At 76.1% G+C, this 18129-nt stretch carries 18 protein-coding genes; 9 read left to right on the top strand and 9 right to left on the bottom strand.

Annotated features, from left to right (window positions below):
• Positions 1–2: 2 nt before the first annotated feature.
• The 4 genes from AB2U05_RS26225 to AB2U05_RS26210 all read right to left on the bottom strand — a co-directional run bounded on the left by AB2U05_RS26225 (position 3) and on the right by AB2U05_RS26210 (position 2182).
• Complete coding sequence (locus AB2U05_RS26225; protein WP_369184431.1) at positions 3–656, bottom strand: NAD(P)-dependent oxidoreductase; 654 nt, start codon at positions 654–656, stop codon at positions 3–5.
• Between the two features lie 107 nt (positions 657–763).
• Positions 764–1150 (bottom strand): VOC family protein, encoded by a 387-nt coding sequence (locus AB2U05_RS26220; RefSeq protein WP_045701955.1) that lies wholly within the window; start codon positions 1148–1150, stop codon positions 764–766.
• Between the two features lie 10 nt (positions 1151–1160).
• Positions 1161–1724: a GNAT family N-acetyltransferase gene (locus AB2U05_RS26215; RefSeq protein WP_369184430.1), complete on the bottom strand. Its 564-nt coding sequence runs from the start codon at positions 1722–1724 to the stop codon at positions 1161–1163.
• Complete coding sequence (locus AB2U05_RS26210; protein WP_369184429.1) at positions 1721–2182, bottom strand: group II truncated hemoglobin; 462 nt, start codon at positions 2180–2182, stop codon at positions 1721–1723. The genes AB2U05_RS26215 and AB2U05_RS26210 overlap by 4 nt, the downstream gene beginning before the upstream one ends.
• Before the next feature lie 123 nt (positions 2183–2305).
• Between AB2U05_RS26210 and AB2U05_RS26205 the strand changes: the two genes are divergently transcribed.
• Genes AB2U05_RS26205 through AB2U05_RS26195 form a run of 3 tightly spaced genes read left to right on the top strand, consistent with a single transcriptional unit; the run spans position 2306 to position 5103 of the window.
• Positions 2306–3070 (top strand): SDR family NAD(P)-dependent oxidoreductase, encoded by a 765-nt coding sequence (locus AB2U05_RS26205; protein WP_369184428.1) that lies wholly within the window; start codon positions 2306–2308, stop codon positions 3068–3070.
• Positions 3071–3090: 20 nt separating this feature from the next.
• Complete coding sequence (locus tag AB2U05_RS26200; protein WP_369184427.1) at positions 3091–3516, top strand: MerR family transcriptional regulator; 426 nt, start codon at positions 3091–3093, stop codon at positions 3514–3516.
• 51 nt (positions 3517–3567) lie between these two features.
• A complete protein-coding gene (locus AB2U05_RS26195) occupies positions 3568–5103 on the top strand; it encodes an AMP-binding protein (RefSeq protein ID WP_045701945.1) in 1536 nt (511 codons plus the stop codon).
• Between the two features lie 65 nt (positions 5104–5168).
• On the opposite strand, the gene AB2U05_RS26190 is transcribed toward AB2U05_RS26195, so the two are convergent.
• The gene (locus tag AB2U05_RS26190) at positions 5169–6035 is read right to left on the bottom strand and encodes a LuxR C-terminal-related transcriptional regulator (RefSeq protein ID WP_369184426.1); all 867 of its coding nucleotides are present in this window, start codon (positions 6033–6035) and stop codon (positions 5169–5171) included.
• A 147-nt stretch (positions 6036–6182) separates the two neighbouring features.
• Between AB2U05_RS26190 and AB2U05_RS26185 the strand changes: the two genes are divergently transcribed.
• On the top strand, positions 6183–6998 hold the full coding sequence (locus AB2U05_RS26185; RefSeq protein WP_045701943.1) for a TIGR03084 family metal-binding protein: 816 nt from the start codon (positions 6183–6185) through the stop codon (positions 6996–6998).
• Positions 6999–7130: 132 nt separating this feature from the next.
• On the opposite strand, the gene AB2U05_RS26180 is transcribed toward AB2U05_RS26185, so the two are convergent.
• From AB2U05_RS26180 to AB2U05_RS26165, 4 genes are all read right to left on the bottom strand, one after another.
• Positions 7131–10448 (bottom strand): error-prone DNA polymerase, encoded by a 3318-nt coding sequence (locus AB2U05_RS26180; RefSeq protein WP_369184425.1) that lies wholly within the window; start codon positions 10446–10448, stop codon positions 7131–7133.
• A 75-nt stretch (positions 10449–10523) separates the two neighbouring features.
• The gene (locus AB2U05_RS26175) at positions 10524–12158 is read right to left on the bottom strand and encodes a DNA polymerase Y family protein (protein WP_369184424.1); all 1635 of its coding nucleotides are present in this window, start codon (positions 12156–12158) and stop codon (positions 10524–10526) included.
• A gap of 1 nt (position 12159) precedes the next feature.
• Positions 12160–12912: a hypothetical protein gene (locus AB2U05_RS26170; protein ID WP_369184423.1), complete on the bottom strand. Its 753-nt coding sequence runs from the start codon at positions 12910–12912 to the stop codon at positions 12160–12162.
• Positions 12913–13169: 257 nt separating this feature from the next.
• A complete protein-coding gene (locus AB2U05_RS26165) occupies positions 13170–14042 on the bottom strand; it encodes an alpha/beta fold hydrolase (protein ID WP_369184422.1) in 873 nt (290 codons plus the stop codon).
• Between the two features lie 54 nt (positions 14043–14096).
• Here AB2U05_RS26165 and AB2U05_RS26160 point away from each other — a divergent pair, with 54 nt between their 5' ends.
• The 5 genes from AB2U05_RS26160 (at position 14097) to AB2U05_RS26140 (ending at position 18074) form a co-directional block, all read left to right on the top strand.
• Complete coding sequence (locus AB2U05_RS26160) at positions 14097–14612, top strand: MarR family winged helix-turn-helix transcriptional regulator (protein ID WP_369184421.1); 516 nt, start codon at positions 14097–14099, stop codon at positions 14610–14612.
• A 52-nt stretch (positions 14613–14664) separates the two neighbouring features.
• The gene (locus tag AB2U05_RS26155; protein ID WP_369184420.1) at positions 14665–15282 is read left to right on the top strand and encodes a DinB family protein; all 618 of its coding nucleotides are present in this window, start codon (positions 14665–14667) and stop codon (positions 15280–15282) included.
• Positions 15279–15773, top strand: coding sequence for a hypothetical protein (locus AB2U05_RS26150; protein WP_369184419.1), 495 nt, complete (start codon positions 15279–15281; stop codon positions 15771–15773). The genes AB2U05_RS26155 and AB2U05_RS26150 overlap by 4 nt, the downstream gene beginning before the upstream one ends.
• A 384-nt stretch (positions 15774–16157) precedes the next feature.
• Positions 16158–16760: a hypothetical protein gene (locus tag AB2U05_RS26145; RefSeq protein ID WP_369186000.1), complete on the top strand. Its 603-nt coding sequence runs from the start codon at positions 16158–16160 to the stop codon at positions 16758–16760.
• A gap of 150 nt (positions 16761–16910) precedes the next feature.
• The gene (locus AB2U05_RS26140; RefSeq protein ID WP_369184418.1) at positions 16911–18074 is read left to right on the top strand and encodes an SUKH-4 family immunity protein; all 1164 of its coding nucleotides are present in this window, start codon (positions 16911–16913) and stop codon (positions 18072–18074) included.
• Positions 18075–18129 lie beyond the last annotated feature (55 nt).

The following is an 18129-nucleotide window of genomic DNA, read 5'->3' as shown; positions in this document are numbered from 1 at the left end:
GGTCACAGGGCGCAGCAGGTGAAGCGCTCGCCGATGTGCTCGGGCTGCTCGATCTCGTCCACCAGGGCGACCGCGAAGTCCGGCACCGAGATCCGGCTGCGGCCCCCGGCGTCGGTGAGCAACTGCTCCAGGCCCGTGCGGTAGTGGCCGGTCCGCTCCCCCGGGCCGATCTCGGCGGACGGGCTGAGCACCGTCCAGCGCAGGTCGGAGACCGTCCGGTAGTAGTCCAGGGCGGCGCCGTGGGCGTGCATGATCTGCAGGACCGGCTCCGGCAGGCCCGGGGTGTCCCAGACCCGCACGCCCGGGGCCGTCTCCAGGCTGCCAGCCCCGCCCACCGCGACCAGCCGGGGCGCCGCGTCGCCGAGCGTCCGCAGGCCCGCGACCAGCGAGCGGGCGGCGGGCTCGATCAGCGCCAGGTGGCCCGGGCCGTCGCCGCCGCCGACCGCGCTCACCAGGGCGTCCCGACCGGCCGCGACCCGGGCCACGTCGGCCGGGTCCAGCACGTCCCCGCGCTCCACGGAGGCCGCCCCGGCGCCGCCCCGGTAGCGGTCCGGATCGCGGACCACCGCCGTCACCTCGTGCCCGCGCGCCGCCGCCTCCGCGACGACGGCGCGGCCGATGGTGCCGTTGGCGCCGATCACGGCGATTGCGACCATGGGGTACCTGCCTGGGGGTGCGCGCGGAGGCGGGGCCTCGGACAGGGTCGATTATCGGACGGGTCTTCTGCGACGGCCCGGGCGCTCACCCTCCCGTGTGACGCTCGCTACGCGTCGCCGGTGGCGATCCGCTCGGGCCCGCTGCGCTCCACGCAGAACTCGTTGCCCTCCGGGTCGGCCATGGTGACCCAGCCCTTGCCGTCCGGCTCGCGGTGGTCCCCCACGACGGTGGCGCCGAGGGCGAGCAGGCGCTCGACCTCCTCGTCGCGGGTGCGGCCCTGCGGCTGGAGGTCGAGGTGCACCCGGTTCTTCACCGACTTGGTGTCCGGCACCCGGATGAACAGCAGCGAGGCGCCGGCCGACTCCACCACCGCCTCCGGGTCGCCCGGGTTGTCGTCCTCGGCGAGGGTGCCGTCCAGGACCTCCGCCCAGAAGCCCGCCAGGGCGAACGGGTCGGCGCAATCGATCGTCACATGTCGTACCAGAGAAGCCATGCGCCTACTCTCACCTGCCCGCTTCCGGTACGTCCAGCCGATTCCGGGCATGCCGGTGGCCGTCCAGCGGGAACTCCGGGGGCAGCGCCGACAGCACCTCCCGGAACGCGTAGCCGCTCTTCTCCGCCACCCGGCAGGAGGCGTGGTTGTCCACCTGGTGCAGCAGGTCGATCCGCCGCAGGCCGTCCAGGCCGTCCACGGCGAAGGCCTCGAACGCCCAGGCGGTCACCGCCTCGACCGCGCGCGGCGCCACGCCCCGGCCGCGCGCCGGGGCCGCCGTCCAGTAGCCCACCTCGGCCGTCTCCCCGCCCGGGGTGCCGCGCTTGAGCGCCACGTTCGCGACCAGCCGGCCCGCGTCGAGGACGGCGAAGCTGTACCGGGTGCCCGCCGCCCAGCCGTCGTACTGCAGGGCGAGCCAGTGCGCCGCCTGCTCGGGGTCGTCCAGCGGGATCCGGGTGAAGCGGCGCAGCGTCTCGTCCCGGTAGGCCTCGATCAGCGCCGGCGCGTCGGCGTCCTCGAAGGGCCGCAGCAGCAGGCCGTCCGCTGTCGGGGGCGTGTCGAGGGCGACGGTCACTTCTCCAGGCCCTCCCAGCCCCAGTGCGGGATCGGGCCGGGCTCGCCGAGGTCGGTGCCGGCCGGGGAGGCGGAGACGTCCTCGGCGATCCTGGTGCCCCAGTCGAAGTAGTCCAGCACCCGGCGCCGCAGTTCGGCGTCGTCCGGCAGCTCCCGGCGGACGGCCCCGGCCATCAGCTCCATCCAGCGCAGCCGCTGCTCCTCGGTGATGGCCAGGCCCAGGTGGGCGCGGAGCAGGGCCTGGTGGCCGCCCAGTTCGTCGGTGAAGGCGGTGGGGCCGCCGAACACCTCGGCCAGCCAGACGGCGACGTGCTCGATGTGGGTGGCGGTGAAGTCGGCGAAGACGGGCGCGAGCAGGGGGTCGGCGAGGACGCCGTCGTAGAAGGTGCGGCTGAGGCGGCGCAGCGCGTCGGTGCCGCCGACCGCCTCGAAGAGGGTGGCGGGCCGTTGGTCGCTCATGAGTGCTCTCCCCGTGGAGGTGTGACCGTGCGTCGGGGACCTTCCTAGCAGGGATCGGGCCCGGGTGGTCATCGCGGGCCCGACTTGACCTTGACACTGGCGGCAGGGTCGGAGGCTTCTCGCATGAGCGACGAGAACATGGTTCAGCAGCGGGTGGTGGTGGTCACCGGGGCCGGGACGGGGATCGGGCGGGCGACCGCGCGGGCCTTCGCGGCCGAAGGGGCGCGGGTGTTGGCGGTGGGACGGCGGCCGGAGCCGCTGGCGGAGGCGGCGGCCGCGTACCCGGAGGCGATCGAGCCGCTGGTCGCGGACGTGACCGGGCCGGACGCGCCGGAGGCGGTCGTCGGGGCGGCGCTGGCGCGGTTCGGGCGGCTGGACGTGCTGGTCAACAACGCGGGCGTCACCGGCGGCGGTGGGGCGATCGGCGGCTACACCCGGGCGGGCGTCGAGGCGCAGCTGAGCACCAACCTGGTCGCCCCGGTGCTGCTCGGCCAGGCCGCGCTGCCCGCGCTGGAGCGGAGCCGGGGCGTGATCGTCAACGTCAGCACCGCGGTCGGGCAACGCGGTTGGCCGTCCAACGCGGTGTACGCGGCGGGCAAGGCCGCGCTGGAGACGGTCACCCGCAGCTGGGCGGTGGAGCTGGCGCCGCGCGGCGTCCGGGTGGTGGCGGTGGCACCGGGGGCGATCGAGACGCCCATCGGCGAGCACGCGGGCCTCAGCCCCGAACAGCGGGCGGGAGTTCGCGCATGGCAGCTGGAGCACACCCCGCTGGGCCGGATCGGCCGGCCCGAGGAGGTCGCCTGGGCGATCACCCGACTCGCCTCGCCGCAGGCGTCGTTCGTCACCGGCGTAGTGTTGTCCGTCGACGGGGGCGCGCTGGTGGGCTGAGACGGACGGGGGCCGCGCGGGTGCGGATCGGGGAGCTGGCCCGGCGGACCGACAGTACGCCGCGGGCGCTGCGGCACTACGAGCAGGCCGGGCTGATCGACTCCGAGCGCGCGCCCAACGGCTACCGGGAGTACGGGGATTCGGCGGTCGTACGGGTGCGCAACATCCGGGCGCTGCTGGCGGTCGGGCTCACCCTGGAGGACGTCCGGCCGCTGCTGGGCTGCCTGGACGGGGACGTGCTGGCCGGCCCGCCGTCCGAGCGGGTGCTGCGGATCGTCCGGGAGCGGCTGGCGGTGCTGGAGCGCCGGATCGCCGCCCAGACCGAGGCCCGGGACCGGCTGGCCGCGGCGCTGGCGGCCGCCGGGGGCGGGGCCGGTGCCGGTGCGGGTTCTGGTGCCGGTGTGGAACGGGCCGGTGTGGCGGGAGCCGTCTCGACAGGCGGGTGACACCCCCGATCGGGGGTGTGCAAGGGGCCGTGAGGAGAGGACAGTGGGCGCATGCAGATTCCACTCTCCGTGATGGACTTCCTCGACCGGGCCGAGCTGGTCTACGGCGACCGGGTCGGCATCGTCGACGAGCCCGAGCAGCCCGCCGAATCCTGGGGCGAACTGGGCTACCGGCGAATCGCCGAACTGGCCCGGGCGCAGGCGGCCGGGCTGGACCGGCTCGGCGTCGGGCCGGGCGAGCGGGTCGCGATCGTGTCGCACAACTCGGCCCGGCTGCTCACCTCCTTCTTCGGGGTGAGCGGCTACGGCCGGGTGCTGGTCCCGGTGAACTTCCGGCTCAAGGCCGAGGAGGTGTCGTACATCGTCGAACAGAGCGGCGCCTCCGTGCTGCTGGTCGACCCCGAACTCGCGGACGCGCTGGGCGGGGTGGTGGCCAAGCACAAGTTCGTCATCGGGGCGGACAGCGACGCGCTGCTCTACGACTTCGACAACGCCCCCAAGCCGTACGGGATTTCCGAGAACGACACCGCCACCATCAACTACACCAGCGGAACCACCGCCCGCCCCAAGGGCGTTCAGCTCACCCACCGCAACATCTGGCTCAACGCCACCCTGATGGGCCTGCACTACGGCGCCAACGACCGGGACGTCTACCTGCACACCCTGCCGATGTTCCACGCCAACGGCTGGGGCCTGCCGTTCTCCCTCACCGGCCTCGGCGCCCGGCACATCGTGCTGCGCAAGGTGGACGGCGCGGAGATCCTGCGCCGGGTCGAGCGGCACGGGGTGACCTTCCTGTCCGGCGCGCCCGCCGTGGTGCAGATGGTGCTCGACGCGGCCGCCGACTGGGACGGCCCGGTCCCCGGGCGGGACAAGGTGCGGATGATCGTGGCCGGCGCTCCCCCGCCGACCTCGGTGGTGCAGCAGGTCGAGGAGGTGCTCGGCTGGGAGTTCATGCAGCTGTACGGGCTGACCGAGACCTCGCCGGCCGTCACCGTCAACCGCTCGCGCGCCGAGTGGGACGCGCTGCCGGCCGCCGAGCGGGCCGAGAAGCTGGTGCAGGCCGGCGCGCCCACGCTCGGCACGCAGCTGAAGGTGGACGGCTCCGGCGAGGTGCTGGTGCGCTCCAACACCGTGCTGGACGGCTACTGGCAGCAGCCGGAAGCCACCGCCGAGGCGCTGCGGGACGGCTGGTTCCACACCGGCGACGGCGGCACCGTCACGGACGGCCACCTGTCCATCTCCGACCGGAAGAAGGACGTCATCATCAGCGGCGGGGAGAACGTCTCCTCGATCGAGGTGGAGGACTGCCTGTACGCCCACCCGGCGGTGGCCGAGGCCGCGGTGATCGGGGTGCCGGACGAGAAGTGGGGCGAGACGGTCAAGGCGCTGGTGGTCCTGCGGGAGGGCCGGGAGGGCGTCACCGAGGCCGAGTTGATCGCCCACTGCAAGCAGCGGCTGGCCGGCTACAAGTCGCCGACCTCGGTGGAGATCCGGGACGCCCTGCCGCGCACCGCCACCGGGAAGCTGCAGAAGTTCCGGCTGCGCGAGCCGTACTGGGCCGGGCGGGAGCGGAAGGTGAACTAGGGCCTGCCGCTCGGGCCCCGGCCGGGCGCCTCGGTCGAGCGGGCGGCTCGGGCTCAGGGTCACGCTCAGGCTCGGTCGAGCAGGCCCGACTCCCGGGCGGCGACGGCGAGTTCGGTGCGGTTGCGGACGCCCAGCTTGCGCATCGCGGACTTGAGGTAGCCGGTCACGGTGTTGCAGGTCAGCCCCAGCCGGGCGGCGATCTCCGGGTTGGTCCGGCCGGTCGCCGCCCAGCGCAGCACCTCGTGCTCGCGCGGGGTCAACGGCGGTGCGGGGGCCGCCGCCCGGGGCTTCTCCCGGCACCAGGCGGCGGCCCCGGCCAGGGCCCGGCCGGCGGTCGCGGCCAGGGTGGCGACCGCGGAGATCCGGACGTCCCCGAACGGGACGACGTCGCGCAGCGCGGCGTACACCACTCCGCGCACCGCGCCGCCGTCCGGGTCCACCAGCGGGACGGAGAGCATCGCGTACAGGTCCTCGGCGCTGACGGCGTCGTCGTGGTGGTGCGAGATGGTGGTCGCCGCGCGGTAGTCGGGGACCCAGCTGGGCACCCGCTCGACCAGCGCCCGGCCGCCGAGCCCGGTGCCGGCCGGGACGGCCAGGTCGTGCAGCAGTCCGGCCCGGGTGCCGGCCCAGTGGCGCAGCACCATGCCCTGGCCGGCGCCGCCCTGCTGCCGGTGGCCGCGCCCCGGGCCGCGGACGGGCAGCGGCTCCGGCACGCCGACCAGCCCGACGTCCGCCCCGCACTCGGCCACCACCCGGCGGGCCAGGTCGCCGAGCACCGCGGTCCGCACCAGGTCGGCGGCCTGCGCGTCGAGGTCGGGCGCGGGGGTGGGGGCGGGGGTGGGGGCAGGGGCGAGATCGGGGCCGGGGTGGCCCGGGTCGGGGGCGCCGGGGGCCTCGGGTGGCACGGCCGGCCGGGTGTCCGCGCGCGTCATCGCGCGATCGTCCCACGCGGTGCGGGCCGTGGCGAGAGTCCTGACGTGGGTGTTTCGCGGAGTGCCGGAAACGGGGCGCGGCACGGGCGTAGGGTGCGCCCGGGGCTACCTGCGGGTAGCCGGGGCGGCCGAGACGAAGGGGAGGCGATGGCACACCCGAGGAGCGCGGTGGACGTGTTGGCCGGACTGCTGGCGGACCTGGCGGCCGAGAGCGCGGTGCTGGACGAACTGGTCACCGGACTGCCGGCCGAGGACTGGGCGCGGGCGACGCCGGCCGAGGGGTGGACGATCGCGCACCAGATCGCCCACCTCGCCTGGACGGACGACTACGCGACGCTGGCGGCCCGCGACCCGGAGGGCTTCGGGACGGCGCTCGGCGACCTGTTCGGCGAACTGCTGGCGGCCGGGGACCCGGTCGAGGCGGGCGCCCGGGAGGGCGCGGCCGCCGAGCCGGCGATCCTGCTGGCCCGCTGGCGGGCCGGGCGGGAGCAGCTGCGGGCGGCCCTGGCCAGGACCCCGGCGGACGCCAAACTGCCGTGGTTCGGCCCGCCGATGAAGCCCGCGTCGATGGCGACCGCGCGGCTGATGGAGACCTGGGCGCACGGGCAGGACGTCGCGGACGCGCTCGGCGTCACCCCGGAGCCCACCGACCGGCTGCGGCACATCGCCCACCTGGGGCTGCGCACCCTGGGCTTCGCCTTCGCGCTGCACCGGCGGCCGGCGCCGGAGCAGCCCGTCCGGCTCGAACTGACCGCCCCGGACGGCGGGTTGTGGAGCATCGGACCGGCGGACGCGGCGGACGTGGTGACCGGCCCGGCGCTGGACTTCTGCCTGCTGGTGACCCAGCGCCGCCACCGGGACGACCTCGCCCTCCGCGCGACCGGACCGGTCGCGGACGCCTGGCTGCCGATCGCCCAGGCCTTCGCCGGCGGGCCGGGCAAGGGGCGGCAGCCGCTGGGGTGATCCCACCGGCGGGCTTCACCCCGCCCGGGTGCTCGGGTGCTTCACCCCGCCCGGGCGCTCGGGTGCTTCACCCCGCCCGGGTGGGCCACCCCGCCCGGAGGCGGGCGCCGGTCGACTGCGGACGGCCGGCGCTCAGAGGCCGATCCGGAGCGGGGTGAGCCGGGTGGCGATCAGGTTGGTGGCGCCGCGGTCGCGCTCGATCAGGCCGTGCACCAGCAGGCCGGCCCGGTCGAGGGCGGTGCGGCGCTGCGACTCCCAGACCGGGCGGTTGCAGATCACGTTGATCAGCCCGGTCTCGTCCTCCAGGCTGAGGAAGAGCACCCCGCCGGCCGTGGGCGGCCGCTGCCGGTGGGTGACCAGCCCCCCGACCACCACCGCCGTCCCCGGCGGCACGTCCGGGAGCCGGTCGGCGGGGAGCGCGCCGCCGCGCTCCAGGTGGGCGCGCAGGTGCTGGAGCGGGTGGCTGGTGGCGGAGGTGCCGGTGGCCCACAGGTCGGCGATGGTCTCCTCGACCGGGCTCATGCCGGGCAGGTCCGGGGCGTCGACCCCGGGGGTGGTACCGGGGATGAGCGCGGCCGAGATCCCGGCGAACGCGCCCGCCGACCACAGTGCCTGACGTCTCGTCAGGCCGAAGCAGTCGAAGGCCCCGGCCGTGGCCAGCGCCTCCAGGGCGGGCGCGGGCAGGCCGGTGCGGCGCGCGAAGTCCTCCAGGTCCGCGTACGGCTGCCCGGCGGCGATCGCCTCGGCCTGCGGGGTGCCGATGCCGCGCACCGTCTCCAGGCCGAGCCGGATGGCGGGCTGCGGGCGACCGGCGGTCAGCGGCGGCTTCGGGGTCGGCCCCCGGTACGGCTCCAGGGTGGGGCGCGGGCGGCTGGCGTTGACGTCCACCCCGCGCACCCGGACGCCGTGCCGCCGCACGTCCGCGACCAGGCTGAGCGGCGAGTAGAAGCCCATCGGCTGGTTGGCCAGCAGGGCGCAGGTGAAGGCCGCCGGGAAGTGGTGTTTGAGCCAGGCGCTGGCGTACACCAGGTAGGCGAAGCTGATCGCGTGGCTCTCCGGGAAGCCGTAGTTGGAGAAGGCCTCGATCTTGCCGTAGACGTCCTGCGCCACCTCGGGCGGGATGCCGCGCTCGGCCATCCCGGTGAGCAGCCGCTCGCGCAGCCGGGCGACCCGCTCGTGCGAGCGCTTGGCACCCATCGCCTGCCGCAGCCGGTCGGCCTCGGCGGGCGTGAACCCGGCGCAGTCGATGGCGAGTTGCATCATCTGCTCCTGGAACAGCGGCACCCCGAGGGTCTTGCCGAGGGCGTTCTCCATCAGCGGGTGCGGGCAGCCGGGCGGCTCCACCCCGGCGCGGCGGCGCAGGTACGGGTGGACGGAGCCGCCCTGGATCGGGCCGGGGCGGATCAGCGCGACCTCGACCACCAGGTCGTAGAAGTGGTCCGGCTTGAGCCGGGGCAGGGTGGCCATCTGCGCCCGGGACTCGACCTGGAAGACGCCCACCGTGTCGGCCCGGCGCAGCATCGCGTACACGCCCGGGTCGTCGTCCGGGATGCCGGCCAAGTCGTAGTGCAGGCCGTGGTGTTCGGCGATCAGGTCGCAGGCGTCGTGCAGCGCGGCGAGCATGCCGAGGCCGAGCAGGTCGATCTTCACCAGCCCGGCACCGGCGGTGGACTCCTTGTCCCACTGCAGGACGGAGCGCCCGGGCATCCGGGCCCACTCGGTCGGGCAGATCTCGCCGATCGGCTCCCTGGTGAGCACCATGCCGCCCGAGTGGATGCCCAAGTGGCGGGGCAGGCCGTGGAGTTGGGTGGCGAGCGAGAGCACGTCGGCGGGGATGACGGCGTCCGCGCCGGGGGCGGAGCGGAAGTCGGTCTGCCGGCTGAACGCGTCGACCTGCCCCTGCGGGTAGCCGAGCACCCGGGCGGCGTCGCGGATCGCCAGCCGGGGCCGGTAGGTGATCACGTTGGCGACCTGGGCGGCGTGCGCCCGGCCGTAGCGGCGGTAGACGTACTGGATGACCTCCTCGCGGCGGCGGTTCTCGATGTCCAGGTCGATGTCGGGCGGCCCGTCCCGGGCGGTGGAGAGGAAGCGCTCGAACAGCAGCTTGTAGTGGATCGGGTCGACGGCGGTGATCCCGAGGGCGTAGCAGAGCGCCGAGTTGGCGGCCGAGCCGCGGCCCTGGCACCAGATGCCCTCGCGGCGGCAGAAGTCCACGATGTCGTGCACGATCAGGAAGTAGCCGGCCAGCCGGAGGTCCTCGACGACGTCCAGCTCCTTGGCGAGCTGACGGCGGGCGGCGGCGTTGCCGGGGCCGAAGCGGGCCGGGCCGCCGGCCGCGGCCAGGGCGCGCAGGTGGCTGATCTCGGTCTCGCCCTCGGGGACGGGGTAGCCGGGCAGCTCCGGGTCCAGCTTGGCGAAGTCGAAGGCGCAGGCCCGGCCGAGTTCGGCGGTGGCGCGCTGGACACCCGGGAAGCGGGACAGCCGGGCGGCCATCTCGCGGCCGGAGCGCAGGTGCGCGGTGCCGGACGCCCTGGTCCAGCCGGCCGCCTCCTGCAGGGTGCGGCGCTCGTGCAGGGCGGCGAGGCTCTGCGCGAGGCGGCCCTGGGCGGGGCCGGCGTGGTGGGCGTTGGTGGAGGCGACGACGGGCAGCCGCAGCTCTCCGGCGAGCGCGGCGAGGGCGTCGTTGCGCCGGTCGTCGCCGGGCAGCCACTGGTCGATCAGCTCGACGTGGACGTTCTCGCGGCCGAACGCTTCGGTGAGGGTGCGCAGTCGGCGCTCCGCCTCGGCCCGGTCGGGCAGCGCGGCGGGGACCCGGCCGAGGCGGCAGCCGGTGAGCACCGCCCAGTGGCCGCCGTGCGCCCCGGCCAGCTCGGCGAGGTCGTACGCCGGGCGGCCCTTGGCGCCGCCGGCCATCTGGGCGGCGGCGATCGCGGCGGAGAGGCGGCGGTAGCCGGCCGGGTCGCGGGCGAGGACCAGGAGGTGTTCGGTGCCGGTTTCGGGGCGGCTTCCGGGGCCGTTTTCGCGGCGGCTTCCGGGGCGGCTTTCAGTGCCGCTTTCGGTGCCGGATTGGTGACGGATCGTCAGTTCGGCGCCGAAGGCGGTGGCCACGCCCGTGCCCCGGGCCGCCTCGGCGAGCCGCACGGCGCCGTACAGGCCGTCGTGGTCGGTGATCGCCAGGGTCTCCACGCCCAGCCGGGCCGCCTCGGCGACCAGGTCCTCCGGGTCGCTGGCGCCGTCCAGGAAGCTGAAGGCGGAGTGGACGTGCAGTTCGGCCCAGGGTTCGGCGGTGCCCCCGGTCGTCGCGGCGGGGGGTTCCTGGGTAGGGAGTTCCTGGGCGGAGGGCTCCTCGGCGGGGCGGCGCAGCGGAACGACCGTGCGGTCCGGCGCGGCGCCGGTCAGCCGGCGGTGCAGTTCGCTCCACGGAAGGGTGGGGTGACTGGTGAAGCCCATCGGGGTTGCCTTCGTCGTTCTCGTGCTGGTCCTGCTCCCCCGGGTCCTGCTGGAGTTCGGTCCTGCTGGGGGCCGTCAGTCGTAGCCGGCCTCCAGGTGCCACTCGCCCCCCTCCACGGTGAGCAGCAGCGCCCGGCCGCCGTCCACCACCACCTGGAACCGCGCCCGGCGGCGGGCGAGCGACTGGTCCCACCAGTACTCGACCGCCGGCCAGGGCCCGGTCCAGCCCTCCACCCGCTCCTCCCGGCCCCGGACCACGACCAGGGCCGGCCGGGCCGACACCCCCGCCCGGCCGTCCACCGTCACCGGCAGCCCGGCCCCGTCCAACACCCGCACCGGCGCGGGCTCGCGCAGCACCACGGCCGGCCACAGGTCCGGCAGCCGGCCCGGCCAGGGCGCGTCCGCCGACGCCGCCGCCTCGTACGGCTCGCCCCACGGCACCCTGACCTGCTGCTCGCCCGGGCCCCGGCCGCCGGCCGGCTCGATCCGGCGCAGCCCGGCGTGCCCGAGCACCGCCTGCACCCGGGCCACCGCGCGCTCCACCCGGTCGTCCGCGACGGCCTGTCCCCACAGGGCGAGCTGGCGGCCGCCGTCCGGGGAGAGGCCGTCCGGGGCCAGCCGGAGCAGGGTGAAGCCCTCGCCGGAGTCGGCGAAGGTGCCCGCGCTCTGCCAGGCCTGCAGCTGCCAGCGGACCCGCTCGGCCAGCGCCGTCGCCGACAGCCGGCCCTCGTGCCGCCACAGCCGGGAGGCCGTCCGCCCGTCCGCGCAGGCCACCTCGACGGCCACCCGGCGGCAGACCAGCCCGGCCCCGGCCAGCTGCTGGTGCAGCCGCTCGGCCAGCGTGCGGGCGACGAACACCAGCGGCTCGGCCAGCCGCTCCGGCGGGTCGAAGCGCTGCTCGACGGCGAGGTCCGGCCCCTGGTCGCGCGGCGCCAGCGGGCGCGGCTGCAGGCCCCGGGCCAGCCGGTGCGCGGCCGTCCCGGACGGGCCGAAGCGGTCGGCGACCGCCTCGGGCGGCAGCGCGGCGAAGGACCCGACGGTGGGCAGGCCGAGCCGCCCGAGCAGTTCGGCCGGCGCCTCGTCGCCCAGCACGGCCACCGGGTACGGGGCCAGGAACTCCGCCGTCCGGCCGGGTGGCACCAGCACCCCGGCGCGGGCGGCGAGTACGGCGGCGAACAGGCCGTCCGCGATGCCGATCCGGGCCTGCGGGGCTTCGGGGGCGGGGGCCGGCGTGGAGGCGGGGGGCGGCGTGGAGGTGGGGGTCGGCGCGTCCGGGACGGCCCCCGGGACGGCGTCCGGGACGGGCGGCCGCCCGAGAGCGTCCGCCACCGCCGCGCCGACCAGGGCCGCCAGCGGCTCCTCGCCGCCGAAGTAGCGGCCCGGGCCCTTCACCGGGATCGCGCACAGGCCCGGACGGACCACCTCCACCCGGGGCGTGAACGCCTCCACCGCCGCGACCACCGGCTCGAAGCGGCGGGTCTCCGCCTCCGGGTCGCGGTCGCGCAGCTCCAGCGCCGGGCAGAGCCGCTGGGCCAGCTTGAGCCGCTGCCCCTGCCGCACCCCGGCCGCCCGGGCACCCGCCGAGCAGGCCAGGACCCGCCCGCCCTCGGTCACCGCCACCGGGGTCTCGGGGTCACCGTCGGCGACGGCCACCACCGGCCAGTCCGGGCACCAGACCGCCAGCACCCGGGGGGTACGGTCGTCCGCCATCTCACACCACCGCCGCGATCGGCCCGGTCGCGATCGGCCCGGTCGCGATCGGCTCCGCCGCGTGCTGGGCATGCTCCCGCACCGGCCGCACCGCGCCGTGCTCGTCCGGCAGCCAGAGCCGGGCCGTCCGTCCGCGCACCGCCGAGCCGCGCCCCTCGGCCACCACCTCCACCTGCCGTCCGGCGAGCTGACCGTGGCCGTCCCCCAGCCCGAACCAGCGCCCGGACCGCACCCCCAGCCGCAGCGCCGCCCCCGGCCACGGACCGGCCACCAGCAGCACGCAGCCGCTGCGCCGCAGCACCGCCGCCAGCCGGGCGGCCAGCTTCGGCGGCACCGGCCCGTCCGGGCGCAGCATGACCAGTTCCACCGCGCCGGCCAGCACCGACACCACCTCGGGCCAGTGCGGGCCCGGGTCGTCCGCCAGCAGCAGGCGCCGCAGGTCCAGCCCGTACCCCTCGGCGGCGGCCAGCCCGAGGTCCGGCAGCCCGACCGCCGCCGCCCACCCGCCCTCGGTCTCCCGCACTCCGGCGGCCAGCGCCAGCAGCAGCCCGGTGTCCCCGCCCGCCACCGACACCGCCGCCCCGCGCCGCAGCCCGCCGTCCGGCAGCACCCCGCGCAGCGCGGGCACCACCGGCACCAGGCCGCCGGGCGCGGCGGAGGACGGCCCGGCCCCCGGCGGGGCAGCCGGGGACGCCACCGGTCGGAGCCGGGGGCGCTCGACGGTGGATTCGAAAATAGATTCGAAAGCGGACACACCCCCAGGATCGAACATCCGTTCGTAAAGATTCAAGTCCGACCCGTCGCCCCGGCCCGTCACTCTCCGTACGTCCGGCCTCGGCGGACGCCATCAGCGGCGATGCGTCGGCACCGCCGGCACGGTCGGCGCGGCGGCCCGATCGCGGTGACCGAGCGTGGCCCGCACGGGCGGGCCGCTCGGGCGTTCGGACGTACGAAGGGAGGGAAGGGGGGAAGGGGGCGACCGGGTGGCGGCGGGGCCGGCTCCGGCGGGGCTCAGGCCGCGAACTCGGCGATCAGCCGCCAGACTTCGGCGGGCTGCTCCTCCTGGGCGAAGTGCCCGGCGTCGGCCACCACCGCCGTGGTCAGCCGCCGCACCCCCGCCTCGCGGAAGCCCTGCGCGTACGCCCGCAGGTCGCCGCCCTCGCGGTCGCCCCGCACGTACAGCAGCGGGGTCTCGACGGGCCCGGCCTCGGCGGACGCGGCGTTGTCCCGGGCGTCCTGCGCGAAGGCCCGGTAGAGGTCGAACCCGGCGGTGAGCGCCGCCGGGCTGCCGTAGGCGGCGGCGTGGGCGGCGCGCGACTCGGCGGTGATCCGCCGGGGGTCGGCGGACAGCACGTCGTAGAAGTAGTCGAAGTACGCGGCCTGGCGCCCCTGGACCAGGGTCTCCGGCAGGTCGGGGACGGCGTGCAGGCCGAAGTGCCAGATGTAGGGGTTGCGCAGCACGTCCTCCCACGGCGGGACGCCGGGGATGACGGTGTTCATGATGACGACGCGGCCGACGCGCTCCCGGTCCCCGGCCTCCCGGTAGCGGCGGAGGTAGGCGTAGGCCGCCATTCCGCCGGCGTCATGGCCGATCAACGTGGCGTCGGCGAGGCCGAGTTCGCGCACCAGGGCGTGCACCGCCGCCGCCAGCGCGCGCTTCGAGCCGCCGTCGACCGCGCCGACCGACCCGCCGATGCCGGGCAGGTCGACGGCGATGGTCCGAACGCCGTCCGGCGCGGCCGCCATCACGCCCAGCCAGGTCCGCCATGACTCCGGCCAGCCGTGCAGGAAGAGGTACGGGCGGCCCGCGGGGTCGCCGGACTCCACGACGTGGAGCGTGCGGCCGTCGATGGGCAGGTGCGAGTGGCGCAGGTCGGTGGACATGAATCATGTCTATCAAACGACATGTGGCATGTCTATGGGGAGTAGGCTGATCGCATGAGCGAGAACATCGAGAACGGAGCGGGCACCGAGGACCGGCCCGGGCAGGCCGACCGGCCCGACCGGCCCGCCCGGCCTGCCTTCGAACGCGGCACCGGCTTCCTGCTGGCGCGCCTCGGCTCGCTCACCACCCGCTCCTGGACGGCCTTCCTCGGCGAACACCGGCTGACCCAGAGCCAGTACGCCGCCCTGGTCGCACTCCAGCAGCACGGGCCAGCGGGCCAGCGGCGACTGGCCGAGCTCGTCGCCGTGGACGCCCGCAACCTGGTCCCCGTCCTCGACCAGCTCGCGGCCCGGCACCTCGTCGAGCGCCGCCCGCACGAGACCGACCGGCGCCGGCGCGTCGTCACCCTCACCGAGGAGGGACGTGCGCTCGTCGCCGCCGTCGCCGCCGCGGCCGGAGCCGAACAGGACCGGTTCCTGTCCGCCCTGGACGCCCCGGACCGCGAGCACCTCAACCGGCTGCTCCGCCGGCTGTACGAGGCGCACGTCGACCAGGGCGAGTCGGCGTGAGTGCCGCAGGAAATGCAGTGGACGCCGATCATGCGATCAACAGACTTGGGGCATGACCATCACGGACGGCAAGACCGACCTCCGGATCTACCTCCAGGACGCCCGCGACGTCCTGCTGTGGAAGCTCGACGGACTCTCCGAGTACGACCTCCGGCGCCCGCTCACCCCCACCGGCACCAACCTGCTGGGGCTGGTCAAGCACGTCACCGGCGCCGAACGGCTCTACCTGGGCGACACCTTCGGCCGCCCGTTCCCCGAGCCGACGCCGCTGTGGTACCTCGGCGAGACCGAGCCGAACGCCGACCTGTGGGCGCGGGCCGACGAGAGCACCGAGGAGATCGTCGGCCGCTACCGGCGGATCTGGGCGCACTCGGACGCCACCATCGACGCCCTGCCGCTGGACGCGGTCGGCGAGTTGCCGTTCGGCACCCGGCCCCGGCAGACCCTGCACCGGGTGCTCGTCCACCTGATCGCCGAGACCCACCGCCACGCGGGCCACGCCGACCTCGTGCGCGAACTCGTCGACGGCGCCGCCGGTCAGCGCCCGGACGGCCTCAACACCGCCCCCGGCGACACCGCCTGGTGGCAGGCCCACCATGCCCGCGTCGAACAGGCCGCCCGCGAGGCCGCCCGCACGGCCGACGCGATCGCCGGGGAGGCGCGAGCGTGAAGTACGTCGAACTCGACGCCCGGATCGGCGAGTTGACCGGCGTCCTCTCCGCCCGGCGCTACCTCGGGGCGCTGCCCCGACTGACCGCCGAGCTGCCGCCGGGCGCGGCCGCGTTCGCCACCGACCCCGGGCACTACGACTTCACCGGGCAGCGCTGCGTGAAGGACCTCACGCTCAGCCGGTTCGACCTCGGCCACGGCGACACCGGCACCGGCACCGGCACCCTGGAGCTGGGGTTCCGCCACAACTGCTGGAAGCACGAGGAGGATCTGGTCATCCGCTACCGGGCGGTGACCGGCATCCGGCTCGACGGCCTCGGGGAGCCCTCGTCCTGGGAAGACCTGGGGCCGCTCGTCCTGGACGAGATCCTCCCCCACGGCCAGGGCTGCACCCATGAACTGGCCTTCCGACCCGGGCGGTTGACGGTCACCGCCGCCGACCTCACGGCCGAGTGGATCGCGTCGGACTGCCCCGACGCCCGGCGGGGCTGAGGGGCGGCGGGCGTGTCGGAGGCGATGAGGACGGACCAGGGCGTGCGGATGGCCGCGCGGTGCGTGGGGTGCGGAGGCGAGGCCGTCCGGAGTGTCGGCCAATTCCTCTATCGAGGACGGGAGTTGCGGTGGGACGCCGAGCAGTCCTGCCCCGGCTGCGACACCTCGCTGTGCGAGCACTTCGGGCCGGGGCCGACGCCCCGGGACGTCCGGGAGGCGCTGCTGACCGTGCACGGCCCGGCCCGGCTGCGACTCACCGGGCCGCTCACCGACCCGCTCGCCGCGCTTCGGCTGCTCCGCGAGGGGACCGGGGCGCCGCTGCGGCAGGTACGTGAACTCCTCGATGAGCTGCGGGACTTCGCCCTGAGCGGGACGGCCGTGGAGATGGCCTGGCGGCGGGTGCGACTGGGCGAGCGGGGCATCGCGACGGAGGTCACGGACGGATTCGACCGGGCGTACCGGTACGTGGGCCCGCCGGAGTTGAGCGCCCTCGTCGACTCCGGCGACTCCGGCGGTCCCGGTGGCCCTGGGAGCCCGGTCGGCCGGCGCGTGCGGACGGCCGCCGAGTTCGCCGCCTGGGCGGAGGCCGAGGAGCACGCGGAGCCGTCGACCTTCGTGGTCGATCTGGCCGGCGCGCTGCGCCTCGCCCCGCGCCGGAGCGAGCACGTGGTGTGCGCGGGCGGGGAGTTGGTGCTGAGCGCCGGGGAGATCGGGTTCCGACGCTCGGCCGGCGGCGGCTGGGAGGTCCGGACGGTCAGCAACCAGTCCACCGGTTACTGCCCGGACCTCACCTCCTGGCCCGCCGTCGCCGCCGCCCTCGACCGCCTCGGGCTGCCGCACCCCGGCGGCTTCACCGAGGAGCTGGTGTTCCGCCGCTGCCCGGCGTGCGCGCAGTGCGGCATCGTCCGCGAGGGCCACCACGTGTGCGTGTTCTGCGACGCCGACCTGCCGGCGCGGTGGAACGTCGACGTGCCGGCGACGGCGTAGCGGGCGGAGCACAGCGGGACGACGCAGCGGGACGGGGCAGCAGGCAGGGCGAGGGGGGACGACGCAGCAGGCGGGGCGCTCGCCGTCGTGGTGTCGGGCGGGGCCGCTAGGGTCAGGTGGTCAGGGGAACGAACGGCGAGAGGTGGGCACATGGGGTGCGCGCGGGCGGCGGGGCTGCCGGGCGGGGTGGTGCACGCGGCGAGCCGGGAGTTCCTGCTGCGGGAGGGACTGCCGACGGCCGGGGCGTTCCTGGACTTCAGGGCGCTCGACGCCGGCCCGCTGAGGCCGTTCCCGGCCGGGGCCGAGCGGCTGTTCGTGCTCGGGGAGACGGAGTACTGCGCGCCGTACGCCGCCGCCGGCAGCCTGGTGCTGCTGGACGGGACCACCGGCCAGGTGTACCTCGGCGACGGCGGGCCGCGGCGCGACCTGCTCGCCTCCGACCTGCCGGCGCTGGCCGGGTTGGTGCGGGAGGTCGAGGCGGTCGCCGAGACCGCCCGGCGGGCCGACGCCCTGGACGGGCGGCGCGGCCCGGCGGTGGTGGCCGAGGTGATGGCCGGCGCGGAGCTGCGGATGCGCGCCCTCGATCCGACCCTGTACGACCGCGCCGGGGCTCCCCCCGCCGTTCCCCCGGCGCACTGGGGCACCGCGCTGCTGGTCCGGGCCCTGGCCTGGGGCGCGCTGCCGGGCGGCCCGGACGGGCCTGCGTACACGGTCGGCACCGAGCTGGTGACGGAGCTCGCGGCGCTCACCGACGAGGACGACGGCCCCGGCCAGGTGCACCGCTTCCGCCCCGAGGACCTGCCCGCCGCCCTGGTGCACCGGCCGACCCGGCACCTGCTGACCGAGATCGGCCTGCCGACCGGCGGGGCGATGTTCGGCGCGTGCGCGGCACCGCTGGTCACCATGGCGGAGGCGTACCCGGAGTACTTCGACGGCGAGGAGCTGCGCCCGTACCAGCGGGACTTCCTGGCCCTCGGCGACTGGCCGACCGACCTCACCATCGCCCTGGACGGCGCGACCGGCCGGCTGGAGCTGCCCGACTGGTACGACGACGGCCAGCCGGAGGCGTACCTCAACCGGGACCTGACCGCGCTGCTCTACGCCCTGTGGACGTACGAACGGCTGCGCGCCGAGTGGGAGCGCTGGGAGGGCGGCCGGGGCCGGGACACCTGGGCGGTGTTCGACCCGCAGTCGCTGCTGAGCACGGTGGTGGACCGGCTGGTGGAGGCCGTCGACCCGGAGGCGTTCGCCTCGCCCGGCTGCTCCTGGCGGCTGCTCGCCGAGGACGGGCACCTGGGCGGGCTGCTCGGCTGACCGCGGGGGCGGGGCCGGCGGGTGGCCGGGATCCGTACGGTGGCGGGCGGGGGCG

The organism is Streptomyces sp. Y1 (assembly GCF_041053115.1).
Classification (GTDB): domain Bacteria; phylum Actinomycetota; class Actinomycetes; order Streptomycetales; family Streptomycetaceae; genus Kitasatospora; species Kitasatospora rubellomurina.
Note: the sequence above shows the minus strand (reverse complement) of the source record. Positions and strands in the feature narration are given on the sequence as shown.

What these genes read in the sequence shown, in the direction of transcription:
- AB2U05_RS26225 (WP_369184431.1), bottom strand. Translation starts at nt 656, where the DNA reads ATGGTCGCAATCGCCGTGATCGGCGCCAACGGCACCATCGGCCGCGCC.
- AB2U05_RS26220 (WP_045701955.1), bottom strand. Translation starts at nt 1,150, where the DNA reads ATGGCTTCTCTGGTACGACATGTGACGATCGATTGCGCCGACCCGTTC.
- AB2U05_RS26210 (WP_369184429.1), bottom strand. Translation starts at nt 2,182, where the DNA reads ATGAGCGACCAACGGCCCGCCACCCTCTTCGAGGCGGTCGGCGGCACC.
- AB2U05_RS26205 (WP_369184428.1), top strand. Translation starts at nt 2,306, where the DNA reads ATGAGCGACGAGAACATGGTTCAGCAGCGGGTGGTGGTGGTCACCGGG.
- AB2U05_RS26195 (WP_045701945.1), top strand. Translation starts at nt 3,568, where the DNA reads ATGCAGATTCCACTCTCCGTGATGGACTTCCTCGACCGGGCCGAGCTG.
- AB2U05_RS26190 (WP_369184426.1), bottom strand. Translation starts at nt 6,035, where the DNA reads ATGACGCGCGCGGACACCCGGCCGGCCGTGCCACCCGAGGCCCCCGGC.
- AB2U05_RS26185 (WP_045701943.1), top strand. Translation starts at nt 6,183, where the DNA reads ATGGCACACCCGAGGAGCGCGGTGGACGTGTTGGCCGGACTGCTGGCG.
- AB2U05_RS26180 (WP_369184425.1), bottom strand. Translation starts at nt 10,448, where the DNA reads ATGGGCTTCACCAGTCACCCCACCCTTCCGTGGAGCGAACTGCACCGC.
- AB2U05_RS26175 (WP_369184424.1), bottom strand. Translation starts at nt 12,158, where the DNA reads ATGGCGGACGACCGTACCCCCCGGGTGCTGGCGGTCTGGTGCCCGGAC.
- AB2U05_RS26165 (WP_369184422.1), bottom strand. Translation starts at nt 14,042, where the DNA reads ATGTCCACCGACCTGCGCCACTCGCACCTGCCCATCGACGGCCGCACG.
- AB2U05_RS26160 (WP_369184421.1), top strand. Translation starts at nt 14,097, where the DNA reads ATGAGCGAGAACATCGAGAACGGAGCGGGCACCGAGGACCGGCCCGGG.
- AB2U05_RS26155 (WP_369184420.1), top strand. Translation starts at nt 14,665, where the DNA reads ATGACCATCACGGACGGCAAGACCGACCTCCGGATCTACCTCCAGGAC.
- AB2U05_RS26145 (WP_369186000.1), top strand. Translation starts at nt 16,158, where the DNA reads ATGGCCTGGCGGCGGGTGCGACTGGGCGAGCGGGGCATCGCGACGGAG.
- AB2U05_RS26140 (WP_369184418.1), top strand. Translation starts at nt 16,911, where the DNA reads ATGGGGTGCGCGCGGGCGGCGGGGCTGCCGGGCGGGGTGGTGCACGCG.